Source organism: Chitinophaga sp., assembly GCF_036569125.1.
In the GTDB taxonomy this organism is placed as follows: domain Bacteria; phylum Bacteroidota; class Bacteroidia; order Chitinophagales; family Chitinophagaceae; genus Chitinophaga.
This window is the reverse complement of sequence record NZ_DATCRF010000094.1, coordinates 1-11,908: the sequence shown is the minus strand read 5'-3', so window position 1 is coordinate 11,908 and position 11,908 is coordinate 1. Positions and strand designations below refer to the sequence as shown.

Annotated in this window: 14 protein-coding genes; all 14 read left to right on the top strand. The window is 49.4% G+C overall.

Annotation, left to right across the window (positions count from 1 at the left end; translation table 11 throughout):
- A partial coding sequence (locus tag VIM87_RS03390; protein WP_331995604.1) for an SDR family oxidoreductase occupies nucleotides 1-652 on the top strand: 652 nt, incomplete at its 5' end.
- A 48-nt stretch (nucleotides 653-700) separates the two neighbouring features.
- The gene (locus tag VIM87_RS03385; protein WP_331995603.1) at nucleotides 701-1,927 is read left to right on the top strand and encodes a beta-ketoacyl-[acyl-carrier-protein] synthase family protein; all 1,227 of its coding nucleotides are present in this window, start codon (nucleotides 701-703) and stop codon (nucleotides 1,925-1,927) included.
- Between the two features lie 194 nt (nucleotides 1,928-2,121).
- Nucleotides 2,122-2,379 (top strand): acyl carrier protein, encoded by a 258-nt coding sequence (locus VIM87_RS03380; protein ID WP_331995602.1) that lies wholly within the window; start codon nucleotides 2,122-2,124, stop codon nucleotides 2,377-2,379.
- 227 nt (nucleotides 2,380-2,606) lie between these two features.
- Nucleotides 2,607-3,254 (top strand): lipid A biosynthesis acyltransferase, encoded by a 648-nt coding sequence (locus VIM87_RS03375; protein ID WP_331995601.1) that lies wholly within the window; start codon nucleotides 2,607-2,609, stop codon nucleotides 3,252-3,254.
- A gap of 23 nt (nucleotides 3,255-3,277) precedes the next feature.
- Nucleotides 3,278-3,697, top strand: a complete 420-nt coding sequence (locus VIM87_RS03370) for a 3-hydroxyacyl-ACP dehydratase (protein ID WP_331995600.1) — start codon at nucleotides 3,278-3,280, stop codon at nucleotides 3,695-3,697.
- 14 nt (nucleotides 3,698-3,711) lie between these two features.
- Entirely contained in the window at nucleotides 3,712-4,335 is a 624-nt protein-coding gene (locus VIM87_RS03365; protein WP_331995599.1) for a hypothetical protein, read from the top strand.
- A 164-nt stretch (nucleotides 4,336-4,499) separates the two neighbouring features.
- Nucleotides 4,500-4,919, top strand: coding sequence for an acyl-CoA thioesterase (locus VIM87_RS03360; protein ID WP_089913957.1), 420 nt, complete (start codon nucleotides 4,500-4,502; stop codon nucleotides 4,917-4,919).
- Nucleotides 4,916-6,061: a beta-ketoacyl-[acyl-carrier-protein] synthase family protein gene (locus VIM87_RS03355; RefSeq protein WP_331995598.1), complete on the top strand. Its 1,146-nt coding sequence runs from the start codon at nucleotides 4,916-4,918 to the stop codon at nucleotides 6,059-6,061. Before VIM87_RS03360 ends, VIM87_RS03355 begins: the two co-directional genes overlap by 4 nt.
- Nucleotides 6,062-6,125: 64 nt before the next feature.
- Nucleotides 6,126-7,193 carry a class I SAM-dependent methyltransferase gene (locus VIM87_RS03350; RefSeq protein ID WP_331995597.1) on the top strand — a complete coding sequence of 356 codons (1,068 nt, stop codon included), beginning with the start codon at nucleotides 6,126-6,128 and terminating at the stop codon, nucleotides 7,191-7,193.
- A gap of 35 nt (nucleotides 7,194-7,228) precedes the next feature.
- Nucleotides 7,229-8,485 carry an NAD(P)/FAD-dependent oxidoreductase gene (locus tag VIM87_RS03345; protein WP_331995596.1) on the top strand — a complete coding sequence of 419 codons (1,257 nt, stop codon included), beginning with the start codon at nucleotides 7,229-7,231 and terminating at the stop codon, nucleotides 8,483-8,485.
- Between the two features lie 32 nt (nucleotides 8,486-8,517).
- Nucleotides 8,518-9,108, top strand: coding sequence for a hypothetical protein (locus tag VIM87_RS03340; protein ID WP_331995595.1), 591 nt, complete (start codon nucleotides 8,518-8,520; stop codon nucleotides 9,106-9,108).
- A 122-nt stretch (nucleotides 9,109-9,230) separates the two neighbouring features.
- Nucleotides 9,231-9,533, top strand: a complete 303-nt coding sequence (locus VIM87_RS03335; protein WP_331995605.1) for a phosphopantetheine-binding protein — start codon at nucleotides 9,231-9,233, stop codon at nucleotides 9,531-9,533.
- Nucleotides 9,530-10,729 (top strand): beta-ketoacyl-[acyl-carrier-protein] synthase family protein, encoded by a 1,200-nt coding sequence (locus tag VIM87_RS03330; protein WP_331995594.1) that lies wholly within the window; start codon nucleotides 9,530-9,532, stop codon nucleotides 10,727-10,729. Before VIM87_RS03335 ends, VIM87_RS03330 begins: the two co-directional genes overlap by 4 nt.
- An 89-nt stretch (nucleotides 10,730-10,818) precedes the next feature.
- Complete coding sequence (locus tag VIM87_RS03325; RefSeq protein ID WP_331995593.1) at nucleotides 10,819-11,877, top strand: beta-ketoacyl synthase N-terminal-like domain-containing protein; 1,059 nt, start codon at nucleotides 10,819-10,821, stop codon at nucleotides 11,875-11,877.
- Nucleotides 11,878-11,908: the final 31 nt, after the last annotated feature.

The following is an 11,908-nucleotide window of genomic DNA, read 5'->3' as shown; positions in this document are numbered from 1 at the left end:
TCATGTGATCATTAATTTCAAAGGCAATACCGCTGCGGCACAGGAAACCCTGGATGCAGTGCGGGCCAAAGGCAGCGATGGTGAGCTGCTGCAGTTTGATGTAGGGAATGAGGAGGATGTACAGGCTGTATTAGGCGCCTGGCTGGAAAACAATAAAGATAAACAGGTGCAGGTATTGGTGAACAATGCCGGCATCCGGGAAGATAACCTGCTGTTCTGGATGAACAGCGCCCAATGGCACAATGTGCTGAACAGCAGCCTGAACGGGTTCTTTTATGTGACCAAGCAGCTGCTGAATAACATGTTGCTGAAACGCTACGGGCGTATCATTAACATTGTTTCCCTGTCCGGCATTAAAGGGCTGCCGGGGCAAACCAATTACTCCGCTGCCAAGGCAGGCGTAATTGGCGCTACCAAGGCCCTGGCGCAGGAAGTGGCCAAACGGGGGGTAACGGTGAATGCCGTTGCGCCCGGCTTTATTAAAACAGATATGACAGCGGAGCTGAATGAAAAGGAGCTGGCCGCGCAAATACCCATGAACCGTTTTGGTACGGCAGAAGAAGTGGCGGATGCCGTGGGCTTCTTTGCCTCCAAAGCATCCGGGTACATTACCGGCGAGGTGCTGTCTGTTAACGGAGGTCTATATACGTAAATAAGCCGTTAGCTAACGACCAATAGCTAACAGCTAACAGCTATCGATATGAACAGAGTAGTGATTACGGGCATGGGGATTTATTCCTGTATAGGCAAGGACCAGGCGGAAGTCCGGGACTCGCTGTACCAGGGAAGATCAGGCATTGTTATGGACCCGGAAAGAAAAGCCTTTGGTTACCGTTCCGCACTGACCGGTGCTATTGAACGGCCCAATTTAAAAGGAGCGCTGGACCGGCGTGCACGGCTTACAATGCCGGAGCAGGCCGAGTTTGCATATGTGAGCACCGTAGAGGCCCTGGCCCAGGCGCGCATTGATCCCGATTATATAGAACGTACCGATATTGGATTGCTGTTCGGTAACGACAGTACTGCCCGTGCCGTGATAGAAAGCATGGATGTGATCCGTGAAAAGAAAGATACCATGCTGGTAGGTTCCGGTTCTGTATTCCAGACCATGAACTCTACCGTGAATATGAACCTGGCCACCATTTTCAAGCTGCGGGGCGTTAACTTCAGCGTAAGCGCGGCTTGCGCCAGTGGCTCGCACGCTATTGGATTGGGGTATATGTTCATTAAGAATGGTATGCAGGATTGTGTGATCTGTGGCGGCGCACAGGAAGTGAATAAGTATGCCATGGGTAATTTTGACGGTATTGCCACCTTTTCCATGCGGGAAAATGAGCCGGCAAAAGCCTCCCGCCCCTTTGACCGGGACCGGGATGGGCTGGTACCCAGCGGCGGTGCAGCCACCGTTATACTGGAAAACCTGGAATCGGCGCAGCGCAGGGGCGCCACTATCCTGGGCGAGGTGCTGGGATATGGTTTTTCTTCCAATGGGGCGCATATCTCCAACCCAACAGTAGAAGGGCCGGTAAGGTCCTTGCAAATAGCATTGAAAGATGCCGGCATGCAGCCCGGCGATATTCCGTATATCAACGCCCACGCCACTTCTACGCCGGCAGGTGATGCCAGTGAGGCCAAAGCGCTGTACGAGGTGTTCGGGTCATCCAACCCTTACATCAGCTCCACCAAGTCAATGACCGGGCATGAGTGCTGGATGGCAGGCGCCAGTGAGATCGTGTATTCTATGCTGATGATGCAGCACGGGTTCATAGCCCCGAATATTAACCTGGAAAACCCCGATGAGGATGCCGCCAGATTAAATATTGCGGATCGCACTATTAATAAAGATTTTAATATATTTTTGTCTAATTCCTTTGGTTTTGGGGGGACGAATTCCTCCCTCATCGTTCGGAAATGGGAGGGGAAATAGCTGTATTTCAATCGTTTGGTCCTAATTCTTGTAGCCCAGCAATAGTATAACCCCGGCCCGGCGAACGGCCTTTGTGATAACTTATAATATATTATTAACTTTGAGTACAATTTACCATTGTAATTGGGTTTAACAACAATAACCGGTCACACTTTTATTTTTTAATCAACCTATACTGATAGAGTTACACTATTATGGACATTAAAGAGATCATACAAACCACAAATGCGTTCCTTATTGAGGAGTTTGAAGCGGACCCCGCGAAAATTGCGCCTGAAGCTAACCTCAAATCAACCCTGGAGCTGGACAGCCTGGACTACATAGACCTGGTTGTGGTAATTGAAAATAATTTCGGGTTTAAAGTGAATCCGGAAGATTTTCAGAGCATTGCTACCTTCCAGGATTTTTATGATTATGTAGCCCGTTGTTTAAAACAAAAAGAGCTGGTATAATGCCGTCGTGGCAGGGGAAGTCTAAAGGCAATAAGCTAGGATACCGGATATTCATTGACATCTTGCGTTATGGGGGGATATGGCCGGCTTATGCGCTCTTAAGGTGTGTGGCAGGGTATTATTTTTTGTTTTCCCACAGTTCTTCAAGACCCATCTTCAGATATTTTCGTACCAAAATAGGGTATGGCTGGTGGCGTTCTTTGCGCAGTGTATACCGTAATTATTACGTGTTCGGGCAAACGCTGATAGATAAGGTGGTGGTAATGGCCGGCATCCCCAATAAATTTACATTCCAGTTTGAGGGGGAACATCATTTACGGCAGCTGATAGCAGCCGGGAAGGGTGGTATACTATTAAGTGCACACCTGGGCAACTGGGAAGTGGCCGGCCACCTGTTTAAACGGCTGGAAACCCGCATTAATATTGTGATGTTCGACGGGGAGCATGAGCGTATCAAGCAATACCTTTCCACGGTTACCGGTGAGCGGAATGTAAATGTTATTGTAATTAAGGATGATTTATCGCACATTTACGCTATTAATGATGCGTTGAGTAATAACGAGCTGGTGTGTATGCATGCCGACCGGTTCCTGGAAGGCAACAAAACGGAAACCGCATTGTTTTTAGGTAGTAATGCGCGGTTCCCGGCCGGGCCTTTTTTATTGGCGGCCACTTTCCGGGTACCCGTATCATTGGTATTTGCATTTAAGGAATCTGCCACCCATTATCACCTGTTCGCCACCCCTCCCCGGGAATACCATGGCCGCAGGAAACAGGGGGTGCAGGAAGCCGTACAGGATTTTGTTCATGTGATGGAAGAAAAGGTACGGCAGTATCCGGAGCAATGGTTTAACTATTACGATTTCTGGGAGTAACCATAATCATAACCACAACATTGATGTTCATTCATTCAGACCATATTATACATTATATTCCACAACGGGCGCCCATTGTAATGATCAGTGGCATCCTGGAAGCAGAAGGCCCTTTTACCCGCAGCGGGCTGCATATCAGCGACGATAATATTTTTGTGCAGGATGGGGTGCTTACCCCGCCGGGGCTCATGGAAAATATAGCGCAAACGGCGGCTGCCAGTGCCGGCTACCAGGCCGTACGGGATAATGCACCGGTACCCATGGGCTATATTGGCGCCGTAAAGGATCTGGAAATATTTGAGCTGCCCCCGGCCGGTGCGTTTATAGAAACCACCACACAGGTAGGCCACGCGGTTTTTAACGCCACCATGGTTACCGGCAAAGTAACCTGGAACGGGAAGCTGATGGCCCAATGCGAAATGAAGATTTTCATAACCCCCTAAATACAGTAAAAGTCATGCACAAACACATTTCCTTATTGTTGGCCGCCATGCTGTCCGTTGTAAGCACACAGGCGCAAACCTTGAAAGATTTTTTTTCCTCCGATGAGCCGCTGACCTACCTGGGCATCGACTTTACCCAGGCCAGGGTGATCGGAGAGCCGGTTACGGATGCCAATGACATGCGCGACCGTAATTTTCCCGCTATTAACGCCGTAGTGGTGAATGAGCCCAAGAAATATGATATTGCAGCCGCTTTCCACAAAACGGTAAATACAGACCTGGCCCTGGTGAACAAGCACAACGAAACCACCAACACCGCCACCCTGAAGTCTGACAATGCTTCCGACTACAACCGCCTGAAGCAGGAAGATGTAGAGAAGCTGGTAAAGGGCTACAATTTTAACGGTAAAAAAGGCGTGGGCCTGCTGTTTGTAATGGACGGTATGAGCAAGGCCGAAAAAGCAGCGAATGTATATGTAACGCTGGTTGATATGGGCACTAAAAAAGTGCTGCTGGCGGAAAAAATAGAAGGGAAGGCACAGGGTTTTGGGTTCCGTAACTACTGGGCCTATACCATCCATAAGGTGCTGGAAGACGTGGAGAAGCATAAGTATAAAGACTGGAAAGCAAAGAATTGATATTGGATTAGCTGACCAGAAAAGAATGTAAAATGTAAAATTTCAAATGTAAAATGTAAAATGTAAAAGGATAATGCTGGAATACCGTGTAATTCACTTTGATATTTTACATTTTACATTTATGATTTTACATTCTTTTAGTCAGCCCCTGTAAAGCATAAAGCATGGAGTTAACAGAGCGGGCCAACATACTGGTAAAGTTTAATGAAGCAGATCCACTGGGTATTGTATGGCACGGGCATTATATCCGGTATTTTGAAGATGGGCGGGAAGCATTCGGCGAAAAATACGGCCTGCGCTACCTGGATATCTTTAATTACGGTTACACGGTGCCGGTAGTGAAGGTGGAATGCAATTATAAACGCTCGCTCCGTTATGGCGACCGGGTAATAGTGGAAGTGAAATATGTGGATACGCCCGCCGCTAAAATTAAATTTACGTACCGCCTGTACAATCCCGCTACCAGTGAGCTGGTGGCAGATGGGTCCTCTGTACAGGTTTTTTTGGATACGGCCACTTCCTCGCTGCAACTAACAATACCTCCGTTTTTTGAAGCGTGGAAGAAACAGTGTGGATTATTATGAGTAAGGTATATGTAATAGCAGATAATATTGTGGCGCCCCTGGGCCGTACAACAGCAGAGAACTTTGCTGCGGTATGCCGGGGCAAAAGCGGTATTCAGCTACAGTATAGCCGCTTATTATCCCCTGCTGACTTTTATGCTGCAATAATGGCTCCCGGGCAGCTGGAAGCCTATAGTAACGGTAGTAACCTGGAAGGGTATACGAAGTTTGAGCAGCTGCTGATCCTGTCCGTTCAGGAAGCTTTGGCGCAAACCAGTTTGGATATTACCAATGAGCGTACCGCCTTCATTGTATCTACCACCAAAGGGAATATTGAGCTGCTGGAACAGCAGCCGGCACAACCGCCTTTAGGCGAAATGGAATTGTTTGCTACCGCTAAAAAGGTAGCAGCGTATTTCAATTTTACGGCAGCGCCGCTGGTAGTGAGCAACGCCTGCATATCCGGGCTGCTGGCTATTTTAACAGCCAAACGTTTAATAACAGCAGGTTTATATGATCATGCGGTGGTTACCGGCGCTGATGTGGTTACGCAATTTGTACTATCCGGTTTTCAATCATTCCAGGCAGTAAGTAATGAGCCCTGCCGCCCCTTTGATGCAGCGCGTAAAGGTGTAACGTTAGGGGAGGGGGCCGCTACCGTAATACTCACTAAGCAGGCGTCGTTAGCGCCTGCAAATGCAGTGGTGGTAAATGCGGGATCTGTGAGTAATGATGCCAACCATATTTCCGGCCCCTCACGTACCGGTGCGGAACTGGGAATGGCCATGCGCCATGCTATGTTAAACAGCGGGCTTACGCCGGCCGATATAGGATTTGTATCGGCCCACGGCACGGCTACATTGTATAATGATGAAATGGAGGCCAAAGCCTTGCACCTGGCCGGTTTGCAGGACAGGCCGGTAAATAGCTTTAAAGGTTATTACGGCCATACGCTGGGCGCCGCCGGTTTAATAGAAGCCATTATAGGCATTCATGCATTGCAGCAGCAAACGGTTATACCTACCCTGGGCTTTGAGCAGCTGGGTGTAAGCATGCCGGTAAATGTAAGCAGCACCTTAACCCGGCAGCCTATGCAGCATTACCTGAAAACAGTATCCGGTTTTGGAGGATGTAATGCCGCAATGGTTTTTTCAAAGGAATAATAAACGAACGGTCTTAGATTTCCGCAAATCGTAAATCTAAGATCTAAAATCGTAAATCTTAATAATGGAATTTTTCACCAAAGAAACGAAAACAGCATTGCAGGCCAAAGAAGCCGCCCTGCAGCTTGCCTTTGCTCCTGTGGCTTTCCAGGCTTCCCGCGCCCTGCGGGATTTTGGCATTTTAAAGATAGTGAGCAAAAGCGGCGCCAACGGATTAACCATTGAAGAGATCATGCAGGAAGTAAAGCTGTCACGCTACGCCATCCGCGTATTGCTGGAAGCCGGCCTGGGCATGGAGCTGCTGATCGTTAACAATAAAAGATACTCCCTTACCAAAACAGGATATTTCATTGAGCATGATCAGCTCACACGTATTAACATGGACTTTGTGCAGGATATCTGTTACAAAGGCATGTACCACCTGAAGGACAGCCTGGAAGAAGGCCGCCCTGCCGGGTTAAAGGAGCTGGGTCCCTGGGATACTATTTACCCCGGTTTGCCTTTGCTGCCGCCGGAAATAGGCAAAAGCTGGTTCGATTTTGATCACTATTATTCTGACCTTGCTTTTCCGCAGGCACTGCCAATTGTGTTTAAAGATAAGCCCCGCAGGCTGCTGGATATTGGCGGCAATACCGGTAAATGGACACTGGCCAGCACTGCTTATGATCAAGAAGTGCAGGTAACCATGTTTGACCTGCCGGGTGAAATAGCCATTGCGCAGCAACGGGTGAAGGATGCTGGTGTGGCCGACCGTGTGTTTTTCCATGAAGCCAACATCCTGGATGAAAGCCTGCCTTTTCCGCAGGGCTTCGACGTGATCTGGATGAGCCAGTTCCTGGACTGCTTTTCCGAACCGGAGATCGAATCTATTTTAAAACGCTGCCGGGAAGCGCTTACCCCCAACGGCGCCATTTATATACTGGAACCCTTCTGGAACCGGCAGGTATTTAAATCTGCAGCTTTCTGCTTACAGCAAACCTCCCTGTATTTTACTGCTATGGCCAATGGCAACAGCCAGATGTACCATACCGATGAATTTTTCCAGTGTATTCAAAATGCAGGCCTGCAGGTAGTGGACGAAAATAACCAGATGGGATTAAGCTACACCTTATTGAAATGTGTGAAAGCATAATGTTCTAATTAATTCCTACCTATAAATTGTTACAGATGAAAACAGAACAAGTAGATGTGTTGGTAATTGGCGCGGGGCCTGCAGGCACCGTGGCAGCATCTATTATTCACCAGGCGGGTTACAGGGTAAAGATCGTGGAGAAGCAAAAATTCCCGCGGTTCGTGATCGGGGAAAGCCTGCTGCCGCGTAGTATGGAAGCCCTGCAGGAAGCAGGTTTTATTGAGGCCATTAAGAAAAAAGGTTTTCAGCAGAAATCCGGCGCCAAGTTCGTAAAAGGCGACGGTATATGTGATTTTACTTTTAAAGAACAATATACGCCCGGTTGGGACTGGACCTGGCAGGTAACCCGGGCCGATTTTGATAAAACACTGGCCGATACCTGTGAAAGCATGGGCATACCCATAGCCTATGAAACTACGGTGACAGGCATACGTTTTAATGGATCAGATAGTGTAACCACGGTAGAAGATGTGCAGGGCAACCGGCAGGAGATAGCGGCCCGCTTTATTGTAGATGGCAGTGGTTATGGCCGGGTAATACCCCGCCTGTTTAACCTGGAAAAAAATTCTATGCTGCAGCCGCGCAGGGCGTTGTTTGCACATACCAATGATATTCGCCGCTCCATGGCCGACGAGCCGAACCGTATTACCGCGGTGGTGCACAAGCCAGGCGTATGGATCTGGATCATTCCCTTTGCCACCGGGGTAACCTCCCTGGGCTTTGTGGGCGACCCGGAATTTTTTGCACAATACCCCGGTACGCCGGAGCAGCAATACCGCGCTCTGCTGGAAACAGAACCTTATACCAGGGAGCGTTTCAGGGATGTGCCGCTGGTATTTGAGCCGCGGATCCTGGAATCATGGTCGGCCACTACCGATAAGTTTTATGGCGATGGTTTTGTGCTTACAGGCAATGTAACAGAATTCCTGGACCCGATCTTTTCATCTGGCGTAACTTTGGCCTGCGTATCCAGCCAAACAGCTTCCAAGCTGGTGATCCGCAAGCTGAAAGGAGAAGCGGTAGATTGGGAAACGGAATATATGGCCCCCACTATGCAGGGCGTAAACACATTCCGCTCTTATGTAATGGCCTGGTATGAAGGTACGCTGGATACTATTTTCTTTAAAAAAGATCCGGACCCGCTGGTAAAACAGCAGATCTGTTCCGTGCTGGCCGGTTATGTTTGGGATATGAGCAACCCTTTTGTGAGCAATCACGATACGGTGCTGAAACGCCTGGCCCGCACCATTGAAGTAATGGGAAAGCTGGATAAACTGAATGAAGAACATTGAGTAACGCTAACGCATATATTACAGCAAGCTGTGTGATCAGGGATCAGCAGGTGTTCAGCAACGGCAGCCTGCTGTGGCAGGATGCGCCGGCTGCGGAGCTTACTGATTTTCTGCGCAGGGGGTACGACCGTTTTTCGGGGCAGTATCCCAAGTTCCATAAAATGGATGCGCTCAGCAAGCTGGGGTGGCTGGCTGCAGAAGTATTATTGCGCACTGCACCGGTAGAAGATCATTTGCCGGAGCAGGTGGCCATTGTGCTCAGCAACCGCAGCGCCAGCCTGGATACGGACCTGCGTTACTACAATACAGTAAAAGATATTCCCAGCCCTGCGCTGTTTGTATATACCCTGGCTAATATTGTAATAGGGGAAATATGCATCCGCCATGGCTTTAAGGGAGAACATATCTTCTTTACCACCGGCGGTTTTGATGCGCAGCAGGTAATGGCCTACGCGCAGATATTGCTGGATACCGGTGTTGCTACTGCCTGCATTTGCGGCTGGGTAGAGGTGATGGAACAGCAGTATGAGGCGGTGCTATACCTGGTAGAAAGGCAGCAGCGGGAAGAAAGCCGGCCGTTCACGGTAGCGGAAATGAACAACATTTACGATCTACGATTTTAGATTTTAGATTTGAAAGTGCTCCGCGGAGTGGTTTCATCGATCTAAAAGAGTAGTGACGTTTAGGATATATGATTTAGATCTTTTAGAAGCACATTAATTAAGCCGCATCTACCAAATCTAAAATCGTAAATCTAAAATCTAAAATTACTTGTGTTTTATATATGGAAAAATTGATGGCGGATCTGAAAGCGCAGATCATTGAGCAGCTGAACCTGCAGGAAGTAAAACCGGAAGATATCGGGAACGATCAGCCTTTGTTTAAAGAAGGCCTGGGCCTGGATTCAATTGATGCGCTGGAGCTGATCGTATTATTACAGCAGCACTATGGCATCCGCATTGCTAACCCCGAACAGGGTCCTGAAATATTCCAGTCTGTGCGCACCATGGCAACATACATTACTGCGCAGCAAAAACAGCCGGGATGAGTGAGCCGGTATGGATAGCCGGTGGCGGCGTTATTTGCGGTATAGGCGCTACCCTGCCCGCCTGCGTGGAGGCTTTCAGCCGCATGCAGCCAGGCATGGAGGAGGTGCGGTACCTGCAAACCGTACACCGTGGCGTATTCCCGGTAGCGGAAGTAAAGGCAGATAATGCTATGCTGGCCGCCCAAGCCGGCATGCCTGCACACATCAGCCGCACAGCCCTGCTGAGCAAAATAGCTGCACAGGAAGCCTGGGACAGCACCGGCCTGGGCGATGTGTTACAATACCGCGTAGGTTTTATATCCGCCAACACCGTTGGCGGGATGGATAAAACAGAAGATTTTTTTGCTGATTACCTGCAGGATCCTGCCAAAGGGCATTTGCAGCAGGTAGTGCATCATGAATGCGGCAGCGTTACCGAGCTGGTAGCAGATGCCATGGGCATCCGCCACCAGGTAGCAACCATCAGCACCGCCTGTTCATCCGGCGCTAATGCATTGATGTATGGCGCACGCCTTATCCGCAACAATATTGTAGATATTGTAATAGCCGGTGGCACGGATGCGCTTACACGTTTTACATTGAATGGGTTTAACACCCTCATGATCCTGGACCAGCAGCCCTGCCGGCCGTTCGATGATACCCGTACGGGCCTGAACCTGGGTGAGGGCGCGGGTTACGTGGTGCTGGTAAGCGACGCTATACGTAAACAGCTGCCCAATGCGCCCTGGTGCCGCTTAAGCGGTTATGCCAATACCAGCGATGCATATCACCAGACCGCTTCCTCGCCGGACGGTACAGGTAATTACCTGGCTATGAAAGGCGCGCTGGATATGAGCGGACTGCAGCCAAAGGATATTGCCTACATTAACCTGCATGGCACCGGTACGCAGAATAACGATTCTTCTGAAGGCAAAGCCATTGAACGTTTGTTTGCACCAGACTATCCGGCTGTTAGCTCTACCAAATCATTTACCGGGCATACGCTGGGCGCCAGCGGTGGTATAGAAGCCGTGTTTTCCGCACTGGCAGTGCAGCAGGGTATTATTTACCCGAATGCACGGTTTGCCACGCCTATGAAGGAGTGGCCGGTGGCGCCGGCTACGGTTTTTTCCAGCGGTAATAAATTGTCGCATGTAATGTCTAATTCCTTTGGCTTTGCCGGTAACTGTTCCAGCCTGGTATTTTCAAAGGAATAGCAGTATGAAGAAGAAACGTGGTGTAGTCGGAATACTTCACCATAATTATTAATTCTTCATTCTTAATTATTAATTACAAGGAAGCAAGCATGAATATTTACATCCAGGGTATGGGTTGTGTATCACCGCAGCAAACTGCGGCGGAAGGCCCGTTCCTGGCAGAGATCCGGGAGTATGAAGGCAACCGCCTGAAAGTGCTGGACCCGGATTATAAGCAGTGGATCCCGGATGCAAACACCATGCGCCGTATGGGCCGTGTGGTTAAAATGGGAATAGGAGCAGCCAAATTAGGCTTGCAGCAGGCAGGTATTGAAATGCCGGATGCTATTATTACCGGCACCGCTTATGGCTGCCTGGCCGATACCGGCGTTTTCCTGACCAGGATGATCCAGGGGCAGGAGAGCGCATTGTCGCCCACCCCGTTCATACAATCCACCCACAATACTGTGAGCGGGCAAATAGCGCTGCTGCTGGGCTGCCACGCCTACAACAGCACTTTTGTACATAAAGGTTTTTCTTTTGAAAGCGCGCTGCTGGATAGCATCATGATGCTGCGGGAAAAAACCGCACAGCAGATCTTAATAGGCGGGGTAGATGAGATCACGGATCACAGCCACACCATTTTATCCCGTTTCGGATTATACAAGCAGGAGCCGGTACGCAATACCGCGCTGCTGCAAAGCACTACAAAAGGTACTATTGCCGGTGAAGGCGCTGCCTTTTTTGTGCTGGGTACGGCAAAAGGTGCGGTAAAATTAACGGGGCTGGATACCTTGTATAAACCAGCTTCCCAACAGGAGGTAAGCAGCGCTATACAGGGCTTTTTAGCCACGCATCGCCTAAGCACAACTGATATTGACCTGCTGATCACCGGCCGCAATGGGAATGCGGGGGAAGAGGCCGCTTACGCGCAGCTTACACAAACCTTGTTCCCGCAAACGGCCACCGCGGCGTTTAAACATTTGTGCGGCGAATATCCTACCGCCAGCGCATTTGCCATGTGGATGGGCGCACAGATCATACAACAGCAGCAGGTACCGGCCGGCGTACTGTATAGTGGCACCGCGCCGCAACACTTAAACAGGATCTTAATTTATAACCAGTACCAGGGCACACACCATGCGCTGATATTGTTGGAAAAAGCATAAACAAACTTGTTATACCGCATTACAAATATCA

What these genes read in the sequence shown, in the direction of transcription:
- VIM87_RS03385 (WP_331995603.1), top strand. Translation starts at nt 701, where the DNA reads ATGAACAGAGTAGTGATTACGGGCATGGGGATTTATTCCTGTATAGGC.
- VIM87_RS03380 (WP_331995602.1), top strand. Translation starts at nt 2,122, where the DNA reads ATGGACATTAAAGAGATCATACAAACCACAAATGCGTTCCTTATTGAG.
- VIM87_RS03370 (WP_331995600.1), top strand. Translation starts at nt 3,278, where the DNA reads ATGTTCATTCATTCAGACCATATTATACATTATATTCCACAACGGGCG.
- VIM87_RS03365 (WP_331995599.1), top strand. Translation starts at nt 3,712, where the DNA reads ATGCACAAACACATTTCCTTATTGTTGGCCGCCATGCTGTCCGTTGTA.
- VIM87_RS03360 (WP_089913957.1), top strand. Translation starts at nt 4,500, where the DNA reads ATGGAGTTAACAGAGCGGGCCAACATACTGGTAAAGTTTAATGAAGCA.
- VIM87_RS03355 (WP_331995598.1), top strand. Translation starts at nt 4,916, where the DNA reads ATGAGTAAGGTATATGTAATAGCAGATAATATTGTGGCGCCCCTGGGC.
- VIM87_RS03350 (WP_331995597.1), top strand. Translation starts at nt 6,126, where the DNA reads ATGGAATTTTTCACCAAAGAAACGAAAACAGCATTGCAGGCCAAAGAA.
- VIM87_RS03345 (WP_331995596.1), top strand. Translation starts at nt 7,229, where the DNA reads ATGAAAACAGAACAAGTAGATGTGTTGGTAATTGGCGCGGGGCCTGCA.
- VIM87_RS03330 (WP_331995594.1), top strand. Translation starts at nt 9,530, where the DNA reads ATGAGTGAGCCGGTATGGATAGCCGGTGGCGGCGTTATTTGCGGTATA.
- VIM87_RS03325 (WP_331995593.1), top strand. Translation starts at nt 10,819, where the DNA reads ATGAATATTTACATCCAGGGTATGGGTTGTGTATCACCGCAGCAAACT.